This window comes from Bacteroides sp. D1 (assembly GCF_000157095.2).
GTDB classification, from domain to species: domain Bacteria; phylum Bacteroidota; class Bacteroidia; order Bacteroidales; family Bacteroidaceae; genus Bacteroides; species Bacteroides xylanisolvens.
In genome coordinates, this window is sequence record NZ_JH114350.1 from 978426 (window position 1) to 999484 (window position 21059).

The 21059-nt window shown below is 43.5% G+C and carries 15 protein-coding genes and 1 pseudogene; 3 read left to right on the forward strand and 13 right to left on the reverse strand.

The features are described from left to right. The first annotated feature begins 46 nt into the window (after window positions 1-46). Window positions 47-1579, forward strand: a complete 1533-nt coding sequence (locus BSAG_RS01115) for a methyltransferase RsmF C-terminal domain-like protein (RefSeq protein ID WP_004314134.1) — start codon at window positions 47-49, stop codon at window positions 1577-1579. Between the two features lie 15 nt (window positions 1580-1594). Here the strand turns inward: BSAG_RS01115 and BSAG_RS01110 are convergent, their stop codons facing one another. From BSAG_RS01110 to BSAG_RS01075, 8 genes are all read right to left on the reverse strand, one after another. Then, the gene (locus BSAG_RS01110) at window positions 1595-2422 is read right to left on the reverse strand and encodes a hypothetical protein (RefSeq protein ID WP_004314135.1); all 828 of its coding nucleotides are present in this window, start codon (window positions 2420-2422) and stop codon (window positions 1595-1597) included. A gap of 258 nt (window positions 2423-2680) precedes the next feature. Continuing rightward, window positions 2681-3865, reverse strand: a complete 1185-nt coding sequence (locus tag BSAG_RS01105; RefSeq protein ID WP_004314136.1) for a TolC family protein — start codon at window positions 3863-3865, stop codon at window positions 2681-2683. A 157-nt stretch (window positions 3866-4022) separates the two neighbouring features. Further along, entirely contained in the window at window positions 4023-7121 is a 3099-nt protein-coding gene (locus BSAG_RS01100; RefSeq protein WP_004314137.1) for an efflux RND transporter permease subunit, read from the reverse strand. Window positions 7122-7264: 143 nt separating this feature from the next. Continuing rightward, window positions 7265-8500 (reverse strand): efflux RND transporter periplasmic adaptor subunit, encoded by a 1236-nt coding sequence (locus BSAG_RS01095; protein WP_004314138.1) that lies wholly within the window; start codon window positions 8498-8500, stop codon window positions 7265-7267. A gap of 85 nt (window positions 8501-8585) precedes the next feature. Then, the gene (locus BSAG_RS01090) at window positions 8586-8996 is read right to left on the reverse strand and encodes a DUF6769 family protein (RefSeq protein ID WP_008024755.1); all 411 of its coding nucleotides are present in this window, start codon (window positions 8994-8996) and stop codon (window positions 8586-8588) included. A 17-nt stretch (window positions 8997-9013) separates the two neighbouring features. Continuing rightward, window positions 9014-9214 carry a hypothetical protein gene (locus BSAG_RS01085; RefSeq protein WP_004314140.1) on the reverse strand — a complete coding sequence of 67 codons (201 nt, stop codon included), beginning with the start codon at window positions 9212-9214 and terminating at the stop codon, window positions 9014-9016. After that, window positions 9204-9785, reverse strand: a complete 582-nt coding sequence (locus BSAG_RS01080; protein ID WP_004314141.1) for a zeta toxin family protein — start codon at window positions 9783-9785, stop codon at window positions 9204-9206. The genes BSAG_RS01085 and BSAG_RS01080 overlap by 11 nt, the downstream gene beginning before the upstream one ends. Before the next feature lie 88 nt (window positions 9786-9873). Further along, window positions 9874-11511, reverse strand: a complete 1638-nt coding sequence (locus BSAG_RS01075; protein WP_004314142.1) for an ABC-F family ATP-binding cassette domain-containing protein — start codon at window positions 11509-11511, stop codon at window positions 9874-9876. A gap of 118 nt (window positions 11512-11629) precedes the next feature. On the opposite strand from BSAG_RS01075, the gene BSAG_RS01070 reads away from it, so the two are divergent. Further along, window positions 11630-12028: a response regulator gene (locus BSAG_RS01070; protein WP_004314143.1), complete on the forward strand. Its 399-nt coding sequence runs from the start codon at window positions 11630-11632 to the stop codon at window positions 12026-12028. Between the two features lie 282 nt (window positions 12029-12310). Here the strand turns inward: BSAG_RS01070 and BSAG_RS01065 are convergent, their stop codons facing one another. Beyond that, window positions 12311-13924, reverse strand: a complete 1614-nt coding sequence (locus BSAG_RS01065) for a SusD/RagB family nutrient-binding outer membrane lipoprotein (RefSeq protein ID WP_004314144.1) — start codon at window positions 13922-13924, stop codon at window positions 12311-12313. Window positions 13925-13935: 11 nt separating this feature from the next. Beyond that, a pseudogene (locus BSAG_RS01060) lies at window positions 13936-16905 on the reverse strand (SusC/RagA family TonB-linked outer membrane protein); the annotation flags it as partial. 342 nt (window positions 16906-17247) lie between these two features. Between BSAG_RS01060 and BSAG_RS01055 the strand changes: the two are divergent. Next, complete coding sequence (locus BSAG_RS01055) at window positions 17248-17469, forward strand: carboxypeptidase-like regulatory domain-containing protein (protein WP_008024747.1); 222 nt, start codon at window positions 17248-17250, stop codon at window positions 17467-17469. Window positions 17470-17995: 526 nt separating this feature from the next. Here the strand turns inward: BSAG_RS01055 and rpiA are convergent. The 3 genes from rpiA to BSAG_RS01040 all read right to left on the reverse strand — a co-directional run bounded on the left by rpiA (window position 17996) and on the right by BSAG_RS01040 (window position 20909). Beyond that, the gene (gene rpiA, locus BSAG_RS01050; protein WP_004314147.1) at window positions 17996-18697 is read right to left on the reverse strand and encodes a ribose 5-phosphate isomerase A; all 702 of its coding nucleotides are present in this window, start codon (window positions 18695-18697) and stop codon (window positions 17996-17998) included. A 362-nt stretch (window positions 18698-19059) separates the two neighbouring features. After that, window positions 19060-19710, reverse strand: a complete 651-nt coding sequence (gene trhA, locus BSAG_RS01045) for a PAQR family membrane homeostasis protein TrhA (protein ID WP_004314148.1) — start codon at window positions 19708-19710, stop codon at window positions 19060-19062. Window positions 19711-20009: 299 nt separating this feature from the next. Then, on the reverse strand, window positions 20010-20909 hold the full coding sequence (locus BSAG_RS01040; RefSeq protein WP_008641193.1) for a diaminopimelate dehydrogenase: 900 nt from the start codon (window positions 20907-20909) through the stop codon (window positions 20010-20012). Window positions 20910-21059 lie beyond the last annotated feature (150 nt).

A 21059-nucleotide genomic window follows, 5' to 3' on the forward strand; every position in this document is an offset into this window, starting at 1 on the left:
AAAGAGACGAAATATTTTTGATATTTGCGGAAATTAATAACGAAAAATGGAATTACCCGCTTCTTTTATAGACTATACCCGTTCCCTGCTGGGCGATGAAGAATACGACAAATTAGCTGTTGCCATCCAACAAGAACCACCTGTCAGCATCCGGTTGAATGATGGGAAATTAAAAATTGAAAATGGAAAATGCAGAATTGTACCGCAAGCAGGCTGTATTACTGATTTTCAACTTTCTGCTTTCAATTTTGAATTTAATCAAGTCCCTTGGTCTTCCGAAGGATTTTACTTGGATGAGCGTCTCACTTTCACGTTTGATCCATTGTTTCATGCAGGTTGTTATTATGTTCAGGAGGCTTCTTCTATGTTTGTGGAACAGGTGCTCCGGCAGTATGTCACCGGACCGGTAAAGATGCTGGATCTTTGTGCGGCTCCCGGTGGAAAGTCTACTCATGCCCGTAGTGTGCTTCCTGAAGGGAGTTTACTGGTGGCTAATGAAGTCATCCGAAATCGTTCGCAGATTCTTGCGGAGAATTTAATGAAGTGGGGACATCCGGATGTAGTAGTAACCAATAATGATCCGGCAGATTTTGCGGCTTTGCCGTCTTTCTTTGACGTGATTCTTACAGATGTCCCTTGCTCCGGTGAAGGTATGTTCCGTAAAGACCCTGTCGCTGTAGAAGAGTGGAGTCCCGAGAATGTAGAAATCTGTTGGCAGCGGCAGCGGCGGATTATTGGAGATATTTGGGACACGTTGAAGCCTGGGGGAATTCTTATATATAGTACGTGTACATTTAATACAAAAGAGGACGAAGAGAATGCACGTTGGATTCAACAAGAGTATGGAGCCGAGCCGTTAACTGTGCAGGTACAGGAAAACTGGAATATAACAGGAGATCTTTTACCGGATAATTGTGATGGTTCTAAATCTTCTATTCCTGTCTATCATTTTTTCCCTCATAAGACGAAAGGCGAAGGCTTTTTCCTGGCAGCTTTTCGGAAGCCCGAGACAGGAGACGGGATTCCGGTATCTTCTTTCGCTAAGGAGAAGACTTCTAAAAAGAAAGATAAGAAAGGAGGAGCAGTATCTTCTCCTGTTTCGAAAGAACAGCTGAATATTGCAAAAAGCTGGCTGAATGATGAAAATTCGGACAAGTATATATTGTCGGCAGAAGGAACAAGTATCCGGGCTTTTTCAAAGCATTATGCTGATGAATTAATGGCAATGAAACAATGCTTGAAAATCGTATCGGCAGGAGTGGAGATAGGAGAAGTGAAAGGAAAGGATTTGATACCTGACCATGCATTGGCAATGTGTAGTTCACTTTTATGCCGGGAAGCTTTCGCTACGGAAGAAATAAGTTATAAACAGGCTATCACTTATTTACGAAAAGAGGCCATTACCTTGCCGGTAACAGCCCCTCGTGGATATGTTTTGCTTACGTACCGGCATATTCCTCTCGGATTTGTGAAGAACATCGGTAATCGTGCCAATAATCTTTATCCGCAAGAGTGGCGTATTCGTAGCGGATACTTGCCGGAAAATATACGCATATTATCGGAAAGTACAGTTGATTAAAGAAGACCCTGCTGATTAAGGCAGTATTCCGGCAGGTATTTCCTGTTCGGAAAGGGTAAAACTAATTTGTTTGCCTGCGCCTGGTTCGCCTCCAGCGATTTCTTCCAGCGTGTAGGAAGGAGGTGGTGCAGGTGATGTCCGCGTTTCTCCAATGGGTGGAGTATTCCAATTCAGATTTAAGCTTTTATCCAAGCGGTGAAATACGTATGCGTTTCCCCACAAGATGAATTTATGATTGGGAATAGGTGTTGCTGCATCTTCCGAAAAAGTGAGAGTCAGTATAGCTTTCTCATTATTTCCTTCTTCTTTTTCCAGTTTGTAACTTCCTCGAGTTATTAAGGTTAGTCCGGATGAAAAAGCTGTTTGTTCTCCCTGTTTGAAAAAATAAGCATCCCGTGCGTGATTGTTAATTAGAAAAATGTCGGAAATGCCGGGTAGAAGATTTGCGTCTCCGTTTGGTAAGTTAGACAAGTAGCTGCGGAGCAACTTTATATCCTCGTAATTGTCGACAACCTTGATTGGCAGGGTGCAGGTTTCTTGTGTGGCGTTGTCCGTTACTGTCAGATAAGTTTGCCCGGTGAGAATACCGGTAACATAAATCATACGTCCGGCAGGTACTCCGGTCCAGCCGGTTTCGGTTCCTGCGCTTGCGATGCGTGTGTCTTTAACTTCAAGTGAGTAATTACCATTTCCGCTTTCCAGTCCAAGGTAACGTCTGCCACCCATGGGCACTTCATATTCACTGTTGTAAAAACGAAGTGGATTTTCTTCATCCTCTTTACATCCACTGAATAGTGTAAGGATGCAACATAACATGAATAGATAGAATTGTTTAGGTCTCATAATCTGTATTTTATGTTCGTTGCAAATGTAACATATTATTTTGAAATATTTAGTTGGAACTTGAAGAAAATGAGAGGGGAGATATATTCAGGCACGGATTACACGGATTACGCTGTTGCTTTATGGTAATCATATTGCTGAAAAACGTGAAATCTGTGTAATCCGTGCCTGAAATTGTTATATAAACATACTTACATCACTTAAAATAGAAATTAGTATGTTCTGCGTAATCCATGTCTAAAGGATTTTATGTACTATTTACAGCTTACTCTTGTAAATCCGTGCCATTGCTTTCTGGTACTGATTTTCCAGTTGCAGATAATTCTGATGGCTTTGGTAGATGACAGAAACTTCAATGAAATATTCAATCATACTAATCTGTCCACCTGTCAGAGCCTGTTTCAGCAGTGACAGATCTTGTTGCGACTGGAAAGTCTTGCTGTATTCTTCCATCGAAGCATGCAGTGTTTTCGCTTCCCGGTAAAGCTGTGCCAATTCGGACTCCACTTGCAGGGTAGCATTATCCTTTTGCAAGTCAATGTTAAGAGCCTGTGCTTTAGCGATTTTTACCTTATTCCGGTTTTCGAAAAGTGGGAAAGAGAAACCTACCACTACACCGTTGAAAGGTACGCCTGTTTCTGTGTTCCGGCGGTAGCCGAGTTCCAGTTTGGGTAGCCATTGTGATTTATTGACAGCAATCTGTTTACGGGCAACAAGACTTTCGTTGCCGAGTGCCATAAGAGTACGGTCAGTTGCCATGACTTCCGACTTCAATATTTGATAATCAGTAGGGAAAGGTATAGCCGGATATTGGTTTTCCTCGAAAACTACCGGAATATTACCATTCAGCGTATTCAGTTCCTGCTGTTTGTTGCGGAGTGCTGTTTCGTTCAGAGACGCTTCTGTTCTGACATTCAACAGTTCTAGATTGATTTTGTTGGTTTCGAGAGCATTTGCATCTCCCGTTTGAAGACGCTTGGCATACATCTTTGCAAGTTCTTCCGCATTGCGGAGGCGTTCTTCCAGAATATGCTTTTGCTGACGAAGCATGATAATATCCAGGCAAAGTTCTTTCGCCTGTAACAGCTTCTCTTGACGGAAAACATCCGACTGACTGTCAAAAGCTCCGGCTTTCAGACGATTCAACTTGTTGCGTGTAGCATATAAACTAGGGAAATCAAAGCTCTGTGAAACAACCAGTTCGCCGATTGTTTCGCTTTTATCTTTCGCTCCCCATAGATGTGCGTAAGAAAGAGTAGGATCAGGCAGGTTATTATCCGTTTTAGCTTCCAGCTTCTGCGAAGTAATCAGTTGCTCGTTTGCCTGCAACTCCTTATTGTTCGTTTCGATATTCTTCAATACCTGTTCAATTCCGTTTTGGGCTTGCACTTCGCCTATGGTTAAGAAAAGAAGTGCAGCGCTTATGGTCATGATTTGTTTCATTTCTAATTTCTTTATTTATTACAAGCTATTGTTGATAGATACTTTATGATAAGACATCTATTTGTTTGGCACCGAGGAGCGACCCGTTTCTCACCGAGAAACACTTGGTTCCTCACCGGGGAACGATGGTTTCCTCACCGAGGAAAAACATCACCCGCTACAGGCTTTCCTGGGCCTTTTTCCGATGCATCATCAGATAAACAATCGGAACGATAAAACCGTTCAAAAAAGTAGACGTTAATAACCCTCCTAAAATCACTTTTGCCATCGGACTTTGAATTTCGTTACCCGGCAAGTCGCCGCCGAGTGCCAATGGAATCAGTGCCAGTGCAGAAGACAATGCCGTCATCAAAATCGGATTCAGCCGGTCGAGAGAACCTCGGATCACACTATCGTATACATTCAAACCTTCTTCCTTTTGCAAATGATTGTAGTGGCTGATGAGCAACATACCGTTACGCGTTGCAATACCGAACAAGGAAATGAAACCGATGATAGCCGGAATACAGACTTCTCCTGTTGTAATCACCAAAGCAAATACACCACCGATCAGTGCCAGCGGAAGATTCAGCAAGATGACGCCCGACTCTTTCACGCTGCGGAACTCATTATACAATAACAAGAAGATTACTACAATGCTGATAAATGAAGTCAACGCCAGTGTCCGGCTGGCAGCCTGCTCACTTTCAAACTGTCCGCCATACTCGATGTGATAGCCTTCGGGTAGTTGCACCGATGTGTCGATGCGCTTCTGAATATCATTGACAACACTACGCAAATCGCGGTCGGCCACATTGGCAGAAATCACAATTTTACGTTTTACATTCTCGCGGTTGATCGTATTCGGTCCCATGGCTGATACCACTTCTGCTACATAGCTCAAAGGAACTTTGCGGCCGTCATTCGTATCTACCATCAAGTTGCGGATTTTTTCTATTTCATCCCGGGCATCATCCTTCACTTTCACGATCAGATCGAAACTCTTGCCTTGCTCATAAACCTGCGAGATTACTTTTCCAGCCAAGGCTACGTTCACATATTCCGAGAACTCCGGCAGAGTAATACCGAACTTAGCCAGCATTTCCCGTTTAGGCTGTATTTTCAGCTGCGGACGCTCAATCTGTTGCTCCACGTTCAGGTCGGCAACACCGGGAATATCACTGATAGCTCCTTTAATTTGATTACCGAGTGAGAACATTTTATTCAGATCGTCTCCGAACAGCTTGATAGCGATATTCGCTTTCGTACCCGATAACATAGCGTCGATACGGTGGCTGATTGGTTGTCCGATTTCTATATTTGCCCCGGTGATAGTACCCAACTTTTCACGTACATCAGCTACCAGTTCACTGCGCGAACGATCTTTCAGTTCAAACGGAGCTTCTATTTCAGAAACGTTTACCCCTAACGCGTGCTCGTCCAGTTCGGCACGTCCCGTTTTCCGGGCTACGGTTTGTATTTCGGGAATCGTCATCAATAACTCTTCTGCCCGATGTCCCATTTTATTGCTTTCTTCCAGTGAAATACCCGGTAGAGAACTGATATTGATGGTGAACGATCCTTCATTAAAGGAAGGAAGGAAACTGCGTCCGAGTGTAAAGAACACTCCGAGTGCAACCACAAAGAGTGCGATTGTACTTCCAAGTGTCACTCGTTTGTGTGCCAGCACCCAAGTCAGTGCCTTTTCATAAATCCCTTTCATCCAACGGGCAAGGGGAGCTTCTTTCAGTTTCTTGTTTGTCTTATTGCTTCCTAATAGATAAGAACAGAGCACCGGAGTCAGCGTCAGAGCAACTACTGTCGACGCGAACAATGCTACGATAAAGGCAACGCCCAGCGGAACCAACATTCTGCCTTCCATTCCGCTAAGGAAGAACAACGGTACAAAGCTGACAACGATAATCAGCGTAGAATTAAGTATAGGCATCCGCACCTCTTTCGAAGCATTGAATACCACCTCGAGTGTACTTAACCTTTCCGCTTTTGCTTTCTGACGGTTCTCCCGCAGTCGTTTATACACGTTTTCCACATCGACGATGGCGTCGTCTACCAATGATCCGATGGCTATCGCCATACCTCCGAGGCTCATGGTGTTGATTGTCAGTCCCATGTAGTGTAGTGTCAGAATCGAAACAAGCAGGGAAAGAGGCAGCGTTACCAATGAAATCAATGTAGTGCGCACATTTGCCAGGAACAGGAAGAGTACGATTACTACAAAAATACCTCCTTCAAAGAGTGATTTCTTCACATTGCCGATGGAACTTTCGATAAAGCGGCTTTGACGGAATATGTCCGTTGAAACTTTTACGTCCGGTGGCAGATTCTTTTGCAGGTCTTTCAAAGATGCTTCCAATTTATCCGTCAGTTCCAGCGTACTGGTAGCCGGCTGTTTGGTAATAGTCATCAGTACGGCAGATTTTCCACGCTCTGAAGCAGTTCCCAGTTTCGGGGCTTTTGGTCCGATGGTTACGTCCGCAATATCTTCCAGCGTGACAGGGAAGTTGTTCACTGTCTTTACTACCGCTTTGCCAAGTTGCTCTGTTTTAGAAGTTGAAAGTACACCGCGTACAATATATTCATTTCCAAATTCGTAGAGCACACCTCCATTTGCGTTCAGGTTCATATCCTGTGTCACAGCCATCACTTCTCCCATCGAAATGCCGTAATGACGCATCCGTTCGGGATCCAGCTGAATCTGATATTCTTTGATATCTCCTCCGAGTACGGCAACCTGTGCCACTCCTCCGGTAGACAATAGACGGGGACGGATAGTCCAGTCCGCAATCGTACGAAGATCGAGCATCGAAGTGGAGTCGGCAGTCAGACCGACGATGAGCATTTCGCCCAAGATGGAAGATTGTGGGCCGAGTGTCGGTTTACCAACGTTGACCGGCAGTGATTCACTGACCACTGCTAACTTCTCGCTAACAATCTGGCGAGCGAGATAAATATCGGTTCCCCAATCAAATTCTACCCAGACAACGGAAAATCCGTTGGTAGAAGAAGAGCGGACACGGCGTACACCCGTAGCTCCGTTTACGGCAGTTTCAACAGGAAAAGTGACGAGCTGTTCAACTTCTTCTGCAGCCATACCGTTGGCCTCGGTCATGATGACTACCGTAGGTGCGTTCAGGTCGGGGAATACGTCTACTTCCGTATGCATGGCGGTATACGTTCCCGCAATTAGCAGGAGGATGGCCGCGCAGACTACAACCAACCGGTTGTGTAGGGAGTAATGTATAATTTTGTTAAGCATTTCTTTAAGAATTAAGAATTAAGAATTAAGAATGAAGAATTAGAAATGAAGAATTAAGAATGACTATGCAGCACGTGCAATAAACATATACCAATTATTGCGCAGCCAAATTCTTCATTCTTCATTTCTAATTCTTCATTTAATCAATGTTCGTGACTATGTGCCGGGATGGCATTGCTTGCGCTTGCCAGTCGAACCTGATAAGCACCTTCGGTCACTACACGGTCGCCAGCCTTCACTCCGGTCAGGATCTGAACACTTTTACCGTTGTCGGCTCCTATCGTTACTTCCTGTTTTTTATAACCCTCTTCGTCCAGTTGCAGGTAGATAAAGAAGATCCCTTGTTCCTCTGTCAGTGCCGTGCGTGGGAGAGACAGTACGTTTTCCATCGTTGAAGAAAGCAAGAACACCTCTACGAATGATCCGGGGATCACTTCCCCTTTATTGTCGAACTCAAAAGTGACAGGCACATAAAAAGAGTTGTCTCCGGCAGCTTTTCCAAAAGAGAGAAGTTTGCCGTTCAATGTTTTCAGCTCGTACACCTGATTATTATAAGGAGTCTGGAAATTGGCGGAACTGATTGTACGGAGGTATGGATAATACTTTTCCGACACTTCGGCACGGAGGAAAAGACGACGATTCTGCGTCACGCTCACCAGCGGTTGTCCGATGGTCACGTAGTCGCCTTCTTTCACAAGAATGCTTTTCACATATCCTGCAATAGGAGCTGTAATACTTTGGCCGATAGCCGAATGATTCTTGGAAAGGGCTTCGTAACTAAGGCGGGCATTTTCATAACTTTGTTCTGCCTGTGCAAAATCCTTGTCAGATACAATCTTGTTTTTAACAAGCTCTTTCATACGTTCGTACTCCTTCTTAGATACCTCGTAGGCAATGCGGGCACGTTGTACCGGATCACCGTCGGCGATATTTTTTGAAGAAATCGTGACTAGCGGCGTGCCGTTGCCGACGCTCATTCCTTCCGTTACTTTTCCACGGAAAGATACAACGCCGGCCACTGTAGCTACGGCAACCGATTCATCACCTTGGGCAGCCAGTACCTGTCCGCTGGTTTTAATCACTTGCTGGAAAGGTGCAGGTTCGATAACGCTCACCTTGACACCGGCTGCTTCAGCTTTTGCCTTCGGAAGGATGATTTCATCACTGTGCGCTTCGGCAGACTCGTTATGTCCATCGGTCGCTTCATGGTTGTGTTCTCCGCTACATTCGCCTTCATGAGAATGATCGGAACCCTCTGCCTCGTGATTATGTCCTTCCGTGGCATGATCGTGTTCATTGTGTGTGTGTGTGACGGTACTATTATTACAGGAACCCAGCACGAATAAGCCTAGGATTCCTACGAAAATAAGTTTTTTCATAATGATATTTTCCTACTAAATTTTACTGTTTTTTTACGCTACAAAGATAAGGTAACGCAAATGCAACTGATTTGCATTTACGCTTTTACGCAAAAACAGAGTAGGGAGGGGCACGAAGAGGAGTGGCACGGTGTATATCCGTGCCATGCAGAGAGTCTCGGTAGACGTAATAGTTCTTAATCCGTCTCTCTTGTGGCCGTAATAGATGTTCGATGATTACATCCGTGAACAGGGTAGCGATGAATACATAATCCGGTCCGCTATCCGTATGTACGGATGGAGTGGGAGAGTAGAAACGAGTCATACATTCGCTGCTGCAACATGAATCGTTTCCCGGGTGATGATGATGCGTGGGACATTGTTGTTCTACAGGCAAGTCCTGCTTCATGCAAATCATTCCGTTGGGGTGATGATGATGGGGAATAACGGCTGCCACCAACATTATAATGTTGATTAAAAATAGCAGAGTTACTATTATTCGTTTCTTCCCTTTCATCCTTTCTTTTAGAGAATTTATTTTTTTATTGATTCCTTTTCTTTTTCTTGCAAACGTTCCAGCAATTCTGTTGCTGATACATAAATTACTTTTCCATCTGGTGTTCCCTGACTAAGGAGTTTACCATTGCGAGCATTTTTTTCCAGCAATCGCTTTTCTGCCAGCTGAAGACCGCGTCGTAATTTATCGCTCAATTCTTGCATTTCATTATTTGACATAATTCTTGATGCATTTAAAAAGTTCAAGTTCATATATTCGATCCTCGCCATGTTGGTAACCTTCGGCTACAATTACTCGAGGAGAAATACTGTTATCGGCTAACAGCCAATAGTCTACACGCGGCATATAAATCTGAAACAGATTGTTAATGCCTGCCTGATATCGGCGGTAGATAACGTCCATCGGTACATTATGTCCCCCTTCATTGACCCGTTGTAATACACGGTTGACGGCAAGTTCCGGAGAATTCAGCCAGAAATAAATCAAGCTGACTTTATATCCGGCATTTTGTGCTCTTTGAATGAGCCGGGTGTATGAACGGGTTGCCAATGTTGTTTCAATAGAGAAACTTACTTTAGCAGCTAATAGTTCATTAATACGTTTCAACATCAGACGGCCGGCTTCTATAGCCATACTTTCCGGATTGAACGGTGATAAACCTTTGGCGATTTCATCCGCATTAACGAACTCTTTGCATAATAAAATTTCAGGCAGTACAGTGTAGGAAGCTGTTGTTTTACCAGCTCCGTTACATCCGCTTATAATGTATAACTGCCTTGTTTCATCCATTTTTTTCTAACTGCCTGTTATAAATGATGTTGCAAATATACAAATACTTTTATTCCGCCTGCAGCCGATACCCTCTTTTTATTATTTATTATTTCTTTTCCAGTTCTTGCAACGAATCCATTTTTTTCTTTTCGAGGAACTCGTAGATGCCGCAAAGATGTTCCGTCACCTTTTGATTACCGAACTCATATACCTTGGTCACCAGTCCGTCGAGGAAGTCACGGTCGTGTGAAACAACAATCAGCGTGCCGTCAAAATCCAGCAATGCCTGTTTCAGGATATCTTTCGTTTTCATGTCCAGATGATTCGTCGGCTCATCCAGGATCAGGAGGTTGACAGGTTCCAACAGCAATTTAATCATGGCAAGGCGGGTACGCTCCCCACCCGAAAGTACTTTCACCTTCTTCATTGATTCCTCGGGACCACCAAACATGAAGGCACCCAGTAAATCACGAATCTTGTTCCGGATATCCCCCTTGGCTACATCATCAATCGTTTGGAAAACCGTCAGGTTTTCATCCATCAACGAAGCCTGATTTTGAGCGAAATATCCGATTTGTACATTATGTCCTAAAGTCAGTGTACCGTCATGTTCGATTTCCTTCATGATACATTTCACGAGTGTAGATTTACCTTCACCGTTTTTACCGACAAAAGCTACTTTATCACCACGCTCAATCGTCAGGTTAGCGTTGCGGAACACCACTTTCTCTCCGTATGCCTTTCCGACACCTTCCATGATAACCGGATAACTGCCCGAACGGGGGGAAGGCGGGAATTTCAGTCGCAATGCAGAAGTATCCTCCTCATCGACTTCGAGCAATTCCAGCTTTTCCAGCATTTTGACGCGGCTCTGTACCTGCAACGTCTTTGAATATGTTCCTTTGAATCGTTCGATGAACTCCTTCGTTTCAGCAATAAACTTCTGCTGCTCGTCGTATGCCTTCTGCTGCTGTTCGCGGCGATCCTTACGCAGTTGCAGATATTGGGAATAGTTCACTTTATAATCATAAATACGTCCCATCGTCACTTCGATGGTGCGTGTTGTAATATTATCCACGAATTTGCGGTCGTGGCTGATTACGATAACTGCTTTCCCGTTATTAATAAGGAAATCTTCCAACCATTGAATAGATTCAATATCCAGATGATTCGTCGGCTCATCGAGCAAGAGTACGTCCGGTTTCTGCAACAGCAACTTAGCGAGCTCGATGCGCATCCGCCATCCACCGCTGAAATCACTCGTCTGGCGTTGAAAATCGCTCCGGGTGAACCCTAATCCGAGCAATGCCTTTTCCACATCCTCTTCATAATTAGTTGCGTCAATCGAATAAAACTTCTCGCTCAAGGCAGACACTTCTTCAATCAGCGCCATGTAACTGTCGCTCTCGTAATCCGTCCGTGTCTCGAGCTCTTTGTTCAGTTTTTCAATCTGCGCTTCCATTTCATGTAGATGTGAAAAAGCTTGTGCCGTTTCGTCAAACACTGTTCTTCCGTCTTCCGTCATCAGATGTTGAGGCAGATAGGCTACTACGCAATCTTTGGGCGCGGAAACTTTTCCACGTGTCGGTTGTCGTGCGCCTGCCAAAATTTTCAGCAGCGTACTTTTTCCCGCCCCATTTTTACCCATCAGTGCGATGCGGTCTTTTTCATTAATTACGAAAGAAATATCACTAAATAAAGTAGTGCCGCCAAACTCTACGGCTAGTCCGTCAACAGAAATCATACTATTCTTTTAAATTGAGGCGCAAAGATAGCGAAATATATGAATCTTTTTTATAACTTGCGGGCTGAAAAGGGAGATTAATCTCAAAAAACAGATAAAAAAACAATATATAAGCGATATGGAAAGCGAACAAATGAATGAATTCAGACCCTTAATTTTAGTAGCTGAAGACGATGACAGCAACTTTAAATTAATCAAGGCTATCATAGGCAAAAAGTGTGATATCGAGTGGGCTAAAAATGGGCAGGAAATGGTGGAGTTGTTTCAACAGCATCAGGAAAGAACCAAAGCAATGCTGATGGATATCAAGATGCCGGTGATGAACGGGTTGGAGGCAACGAAGATAATTCGTGAGTCTAATACCGAAATTCCTATTATCATGCAGACAGCTTATGCTTTCAGCTCGGATAAGGAAAACGCAATGAACGCAGGAGCAACTGAAGTGTTGGTGAAACCTATTACTTTGAGTATTCTCCGCACTACTTTAAGCAAATATCTACCCGATTTGCAGTGGTGAAATTGATTGGTACGGGAATTTTTTTAATTTATTTAAAAGATGCTTAAACGTTAAATACGGAATAGCGTAGAAAAAGAGTATGATTGGGTAGAAAAATGGTATGTAAAAGATGCCGTTGAATATTCCTTTTTCTCTATTATATTTGAGCATTCATCTGATGAAATTGGATAAAATAAAATAGGCGAACCTCACGGTTGGCCTATTTTTGTTCGCCTCTGTTAATTTGTTAGAGTACAGAAACGACTCTATGTAAAGTCTCTCCTTTGAGAGATTTTAAGTTCATTATTTGTTTCCGCCGGCCCACCAGACAGCTTCGCTATATACATACTGGCCATCACCGAAAGCAGCTTTCACTTCAGGATTTGCCAATACGTCGTCTGCTCCATAACCGAAGCGCAATGGGAACTTATTGTTGTTCAGCGGGTTCTTCAGTACAATGAAGTTTTCTCCTGCACCTTTCAAACGACGGTAGTCGTTATAGGCTTCCAGTGATTCGCCGGATGCACCGAAGAAGGCGAGATACTTCTGTATCATTGTCTCTTGCAGAGGGTTGGCATCGAATAACGGTTCTACTTCATCCGTGAAATAGGTTTCTGCTACATCTGCCCCCAAACCGCTGTCACCATCATATACCCAAGTGTCGGCGGCATCTATAATTGAGTTTTCCAGATTCTCGAATCCGGCAGTGATTGCAGCTTTTAAAGCATTCTTAGCTTCACTCAGTCTGCCTCCCAAACGGCATAATGCTTCTGCTTCGAGGAATTTCACTTCGTGATAACTGATTAAAAGAGTAGGAGCCGACATTGCCCATGATATCATTGACATACCATAATTGTTCTGCAACTCTTGCGGAGTTCCGTTAGGAGCCGCTTTGATACCTGCGATGTCTGTAGCTTGCGTACCTCCGTATCCATAAGCAATATAGCCGGTGGGATCGGGCTCCAGAAATGCTTGCGGTGCTCTGGGGTCATTGCGCTCAACAAACTTTTCAATCAGACTGGCACTGGCTGCCAAACTGTTACGGCTATAGCTGAATGACCAAAGCGGATTCAACTGCGAATCAGCGTCATAAACAGCCAGTTTACATTCTTCACTTGCATTAGCAAATGATTTGCTCACATAAGTAAGAATGTTCTGAAGATCAGTTGTCTTATTGGCACTTTTATTGAGCAGACGCATTGTATAGCGTGCTTTTAACGCATAAGCTGTCTTGAGCCACATACTTGCTTGAGTACTGGTGTTTGAACCGTAGATCAAGTCTTTAGAACCGACTGCGCCGGACAGACCTGCATCTTTGGCAGTACCGTTATTCAGCAGAGTGATGGCATCATCCAGATTCTGCATCACTTCCTGATAAATGCTTTCCTGCGTATCTATTTTGGGCTGCATATACATTGGTGTGCCGTCCGGATTGAGGATACCAGTCTGGCTGTACGGTGTATTTCCAAATACATCGGCAGCCACTGCTCCGTTGTAAGCGAGCAGGATTTTAGCAATTGCTTCCGTCACTACGTTTCCTTTTTCCGAAGGATCTTCTTCACACTTCTTGATAACGATTTTAGCGTTCTTGATATTTGAATACACGTTGATCCATGCGTTGTTGTAGGTAGTAGCCGTTGTAGGCTCTCCGCTACGTACTTCCGCCCGGTAAAGCTGGTTGGATATACCCGTTTCGTGTTCAATGTAAACAGAAGAATAGAGCGAGAAATCCCCTCCCACAGTGCTGAATGCAGTGCTTACCCCTAAGTCTGTAATCAAAAATTTTGCAGGCGCATCCAGAGGATTGTTAGGGTTTTCATTGATTTTATCCATTGCGTCTTCCGTACAAGCAGAAGCAATGGCAGCAGTCAAGAAAGAAACTGCCAGCAATTTTCCTATTGATTTATATTTTTTCATTGTCTTGCAGATTAAAATTTAATGTTGAAACCAAAGCCGAAACTAGCTGTCTGCGGCATTGAATAATCTTCAAATGCTCCTGCCATGTTGTTGTTACCCTGACTGGCTTCCGGATCGAGGTCAGGCAATTGAGCCCAGATCAGGATATTTCTGGCAAATGCGTTTACAGAAAGTTCTATCGAACGTTTTTGAAGAATTTTGTAGTTGACAGCCACTTCACGCAGTTTGATGAAAGAATTGTCATATACAGAAGATTCGTCAATATCGTTCAGGCGGCTGTAAAATACCTGTTGTGCGTTTGCACCTGTGATAGCGATATCATTTTTAGTTCCATCGGTTTTGTATCCGTCGAAGATGATGGTACCTTCGCGGTTTTCCGTTCTCTTGCTGACACCGTAGTAGTCTGCCAGTCCGGTTGTTCTGCTGTACATCTGGCCACCCTGTTTCCAGTCGAGTACTGCGCTGATTGTACACTTCCATAAACGTAATGTGGTGTTGAAACCCATCAGGAAGTCCGGAGAAACCTTTCCGATTACCTGTGCTTCACCAGCGATAGGAAGACCGTTTTCGTCTACCAGACGATTACCGTTTTCATCTCTCTTGAAACCTACACCATAGATTACAGGGAATTTCTCACCTGCCGAAGCACGTACCTGCGGAGTAACATAACCACCCAGAGAGATATTTTCTACACCCGGTGCCAGTTCATCTACGTAGTTATCGATTTTCGTCCAGTTGAATGCAAAATCCCAGTTGATATTCTTCGTCCGGATGGGGTTGAAGCCGAGAGTGAATTCGTGCGTGTTGGTATGAATCTTACCACCGTTGGTGAGCAGTTTGCTGGCACCGGTAGAAGAAGCCAAAGGCACTTCAAAAATCTGGTCTTTTACATTCTGGCGTGAGTACGTATAACTGAATGTGATTAAGTTATCGAGGAAGTTCACGTCAGTACCCACTTCATACGAACGTGTGTTCTGCGGTTTCAGTTTCGGGTCGAAAATCGTGTAGTACGGAGTATAGGCAGTAGTACCTTTCATCGGATACATGATCGGAGTCAGTGTGTAAAAACCACCTCCGTATGTCGGAGTTGAGTAGTAGTTTTCGAGGAAATCCCCTGCTTGTCCTACTTCCGCATAAGATACTCTCAATTTAGCGTGATTAACAACATTGTTTTTCAATGCATCCAGTTCCGTCAGGATGAAGCCTGCCGAAATAGAAGGATAGAAGAACGAACGGTTGTTACGTGGCATATTAGATACGTAGTCCTGACGTCCGGTGAGGGTCAGATAAAGCATATTTTTGTAAGAAGCCGATACGTTACCGAAGAATCCCACTGTACGGTTTTTCCACGTCTCTTCCTCTGTCTGTTGAGTAGTGGCGTTGTTGATGTGGTTCCATCCCGGGAAGTTGTAGTTCGTACCATATTCATAATACTTCTTTCTGTTACTTTGGATAATTTCGTTACCCAATACAGCATTCAATCCCCAGTCCTCGTTGATGCGCCAGTCATAGTTGATGGTCAGCAAAGAGTTGTATGTAGCGTTCGTCCAGCCGTAGTTTTCGATCTGTCCGCGACCGCCACCGGTATTACTACCGTATCCGTAGCTGTCTACATAGTGAGTGGTGTAAGCATCCACGCCGACCATGTATTTTGCGTTCAACTTGTGGTTGGTTGTACCAAAATCAGTCTGATAGCTTGCGTATACATTTCCGAAGAAACGGTTGGTATCTTCTGTGAATTTGTTGTTTTCCATCGCCCAATAAGCGTTGTCAAAGCTACCACGGAAAGAATTCTGTGTGTACGGGTTACCGTCTACGTGACTTGGAATACCGGCAAGATCATAGCTGGGAGGAGCTGCGTAAACCGTTCTTAACAGACCGTTACCGGAAGTCACTGCCTTGTCGATAGAAGTAGTGATATAGTTAGCTGTAAATCCGGAACTCCAGTTGTTGGTCAGTTTCGTGTCAGCACTAACCTTTACATTATATCTGTCCATACCAGTGCTTGAGATAATACCGTCCTGATGTGTATTTCCCAATGAGATAGAGTAGGAGCTCTTGTCGAGCATCTGCGCTACATTCAATGAATTGCTCCAGGTGATTCCTGTGTCGAAGAAGTCTTTTGCATTGTCATACGCCTGTGGAGTAGCCCACGGGTCAAGACCGGCTGCTGCACGCTGGGGAACATAATATTTTCCCTGTTGCTTACCGAACTTCTGCGTGTATTCGTTATCCGTGTTACCTCCATACGTTGCGTCGTTTGGAAGTTCGGAAATCTTAGGTCCCCAAGACGTTCCCGAAGTAGTGCTGAATACTCCACCCGAACCTTGTGCGTATGTTTTCTGGAACTCCGGCAGACGACCGACTACATCGAAGCTGACATTAGACGAGAAGCTAACCTGCGGTTTGCCTTTTTCCAGTCCTTTACCACTTTTGGTTGTGATGATAATCACACCATTGGATGCACGGATACCATAAAGTGCAGAAGCAGCCTGTCCTTTCAAAATGTTGATACTTTCAATATCATTAGGGTCGATATCTACCGCACGGTTGGCGAAGTCGGCTCCGCTCACACTACCATTGTTCTGTATGTCTGTACTAACGTCCGGCGTACTGGTTACTGGCATTCCGTCGATAACGTAAAGCGGAGTGTTGTCACCCGAGAAGGAACGTGCACCACGGATGGTGATCTGTGAAGAAGCTCCTGGCATACCACTTGAAGGCTTAACGTCCAAACCGGATACTTTACCTTGCAGCGCTCCTGCCAGATTGGAGTTGGCAGCCTGCGTCAGCTGATCTGATTTTACGTCCTGAACGGCGTAACCCAGTGCTTTCTTTTCACGCGAGATACCCATGGCTGTCACTACAACCTCATCCAGTGCCTTCGCGTCACTTTTTAATACGACTTTTATTATTCCCGGTTTGATGGAAACGTCCTGCGAAATCATTCCTACATAAGAAATGCGCAAAGTTTTAGCAGAACTTGGTGCATGGTCGTTTCAGTTTTCATCATTGTTAATAGTTCTTTAGTCTTTTGAGAGATGCAAAATGATAAAAAGATACCATTTGGGAGGAAATAATGCTCTTTTTATCTTGAAAATATCTTTTTGGACAATATCTTTATGATAGAAATTCTATTTTAAAATATATTAAATTGAATATTCATAGTTATAGTTTGTTGCTTTTTGCTGGATAACTGCTTGCAAAATAATACTTTTTAGTTAAATACGTAACACTTTTTCCGGTTTGTCATAATTAGTATTATCTTTGCAACCTGTTAGAGACAAAAAATCTGTTTATAGGTTAAATTTAAGAGAGAATTTATGAAAAGAAAATTGATGTTCTTAATGACCTTCCTTTTTATAGGTATAGGTCTGATGACAGCGCAGACATCCAGAGTTACCGGTTTGGTTACTTCTGAAGAAGATGGACAACCTGTCGTAGGTGCTTCAATATTGGTGAATGGCACTACCCTTGGTACTATCACTGATATTGACGGTAAGTTTACAATCGCAAATGTACCAAGTTCTGCTAAGACTTATTGATCTTTTTTCTTCCTGTTTTTTCGTGTTTTCTTCTTCTATCTTATTGTTTTTCAGTTGTTTTGTTTCTATTTTCGCAATTTGTCCGGTTCTTCCGGTTTCTTTTATTGAAATTTCCTTTATCTGTTCTTGTTTATTTAGTAGTCTCTTTTTCTCATTGATTTTGAGATGGGGGGTAATATTCTACCCGAATTTTTAATGAATTTCCCAGTGTTCTCCCTATTATTTCAATTATCTTCGGCTTTGAATAAAAATATGTTTGATGACGTTTTAATATCTGTGTTTTAAGGGTTATAAATTAAATGCTATAGTCTGACAGTGATTGGAGTTATGACTTATAGTAAAGAAGAATGCAAGATACTGTAATAATAACTTGTACGACACCCGGGTCTCATACATACCGACACCCGGGTGTCGTACAACTCAATTCTGCTAAATGAAATAGATACAGAGCTATACTATATTTATTTGTACTAGAACAAATTTAATTCATATCTCTACAAAATGCGATTTTCCAGTTTACGTTGTTTTACTCTGCCATGATAACTTCGACATCATAACCTATGAAAAGACCGCTCTCTATGACACCGGTAATGGTTTTGAGTTGTTCTTCGAGCGAAGAATCGATATAGTTAAAACGGGTGTCGAGGATGAAATTCCCATTTTCTGTAAAGACAGGCCCGTCTTTGCCGTGGGCTGGACGCAGGACGATTTCTGATGCACCCAGTCGTTGCAGCTCATGGTCTACATAAGTTAGTGAGTCCGGAAAGACCTCTACCGGAATGGGAAATTTATTTCCTAGCAGATTGACGCGCTTGCTGGGGCCGATGATGATGAACGTTTTGCGGCTGCTTCTAATGAGCAGTTTTTCTTTGAACATAGCTCCGCCACGTCCTTTAATCAAGTTTCGCTGCGGGTCTACTTCGTCCGCTCCGTCAAATGTCCAGTCGGGGCGCTTATTCCAAAGGATAGTTTGTGGGATGCCTAGCTGTATGCAAGTCATCGAGATTTCTTGAGAGGCGGGAATCACTTCAATATGCAAGTGCTCTTCACGAATCCGTCGCGCCAGTTCGAACAGAGTTAGATAGACTGTAGAGCCGGAACCGGCTCCTATCACATCTCCGTCTTTTGCCGTGGCGGCAATTTCACGGGCTACGTGTTCTTTGGCTTCCCGGTTGATAATGGAGTCCGACCATTGCAGGTGCTTTATAAGATGATTTTCCCAGTCCATAAGTTTGCGCTCTAGAATTGTTTTAAGTTTCTCTATATATAACGAATCAGCGAATCAGTTTGTTTGTTCGTTTCAATTTCGGATGGGAAGAGTCTCTTTAGATGAGAAAAGTCTCTTCAACAGCCTTCAATTATTTAAATAGTTAATAAACGATTCGTTAATTTTTAACTTTGTTGCGTTAAACGTTAACGAACCTCTGCTTTTTATTAAACCGTGTTATAAGTTAGGCTGCTTTGCCCCGAAAATTTGGAGATAACCGAAAAGTTCGTATCTTTGTACTGTGTTTTTCATAGTATTAGATTTAAGGTTAACAAAGATTGGCTGTCTGGGATAGATAGCCTTTTTTTTGTCCCTACTATTCCTTATAGAATCAGCCAGATGGCAATGATATGCCCGATGCTGCCTCCCAGGCAAAACAAGTGGAAAGTGGCATGCATATATGGTTTGCGTAACGAATAAAAAACAGCTCCCACGATATACGAAACTCCTCCGCCAATCAGCCACCAGAAAGCGGTAGTGGCTCCCAGTTCTCCCAGATGATCTAACAAAGGTTTCATGGCTACCAATATACAGGCGCCCATACCTACATAACAAGCCGTTTCGAGATTGCTATGTTCTTTCAGTTTTTTGAAGCTAAGAATGAAACCGGCGATAGCCGACAGCCAGACGAAAGCAAAAATTCCCCATCCCCATCCGCCGGCATGCCGCAGAACAAGCAGGGTAAAAGGGGTGTAGGTTCCGGCAATGTGCAAATAGATAGCTCCATGATCGAATTTACGGAGCAGCTCTTTCAGCTTTCCTGGACGACTGCCGTGATACCACGTAGAACTGATATAAGAAGAAAGCATCCCCGTCAAGTAGACAGATACACAAGCAACTGCCCACTGCGGCTCTATATTTTCGGAAGCCTTTTCCAATAACAAATATCCGGCCACGATTCCAAGCAGAATACCTATTCCATGGCTAAGGGTATTTGCCCATTCTTCTATATTATTGTATCGTTTGTTCTTCAATGTTCCTTTTTTGAATTGTTAAGTCACAAAAAATATTGAGTCGCAAAGATACTTTATTTTCCGTAAAGCGTTTCTTCGCCTTATTCTTTTTTAAAAGAAATATCGGCGTATGATACTCCCTGCGGTTTTAAAATTTTGATGCGTACCCAATGCTCGGTGTCCAGTTGGAAACCGTCGTGGTTGATGGAATGAACAGTTTCCTCATAATTGTGTTTTTTGTAGTATCTTCACAAAGAAAAAAAATAGAGAAAGGCGATACACCTTTCTCTATTTAATTTTTATTTTATGTATAAAATATATTATACCAAATGTCCGATCCATTCTTCACGGTCGCCGGGAAGAAGGTCGATAACAGGAATTTCTACCATTGTGTAGCATCCCGGTTGTTGCTTCATCGAAGCACGTGCCACACATACTAGCACTTGTGCTGTCAGTGCGGGGTTATTGATGCGCATATTAAATTCGAACAACTGATTCTGTGTTTTGCCGGATACACCTTTGCGAGTGAGATTTACACCGTGACCCATATCCAATAGAGCGTCCACGCTCGGAACGAGTTTCACGTGTGTTTCATCATTCACGAAGTAAGGGTCTGCTTTGATGGCAGCAGCTACTTCTTCAAATTTATATCCGTCTTTCAGTTCGATGTACACCATGCGGCGGTGGATTCCCGTGCCGGTAGGAATAGTCATGGAAAGAGCGGCTTTCACTCCGTCGATAGCTTTTACGGCTACTGTGTGTCCCATGCTCATACCCGGACCGAAGTTGGTGTAAGTGATTCCTTTCGGAGCAATCGCTTCGAGCATGGTGCGTACGATGGAGTCGCTTCCCGGATCCCATCCGGCAGAGATGATCGATACAGCTTTATGTTCTTTGGCAGCAGCATCCAGTGTGCGGCGTAAGTCTACGATACCGGTGTGGATATCGAAACTGTCTACCGTATTAATCCCCATTGCCAGATATTCTTTTGCATATTTCTCAACGCTGCGGGTTGGCGTGCAAAGAATAGCTACGTCTACATTCCCCAACTCTTTTATGTCCTTTACTACTACATAGTTTGCCAACTCTTCCGGTTTGTTCTCTGCTCCTGCACGACGAACGACTCCGGCTATTTCGAAATCAGGTGCCGCCTGAAGCGCTTCCAGTACATAATGTCCGATGTTACCATAACCAACGATGGCAGCTCTTACTTTTTTCATTCTTTTCTTGGTTTTAATGAACAAATTTCTTTCTTTTGCTTGCAAAAGTAAACAATTTACTACTAACTTTGGTTCATCCGCTTTAATATTTTTATTTTTTTCATATTCTTCATATCTAATGTACAAAAGAATAATCTGTGAAAATCAGTG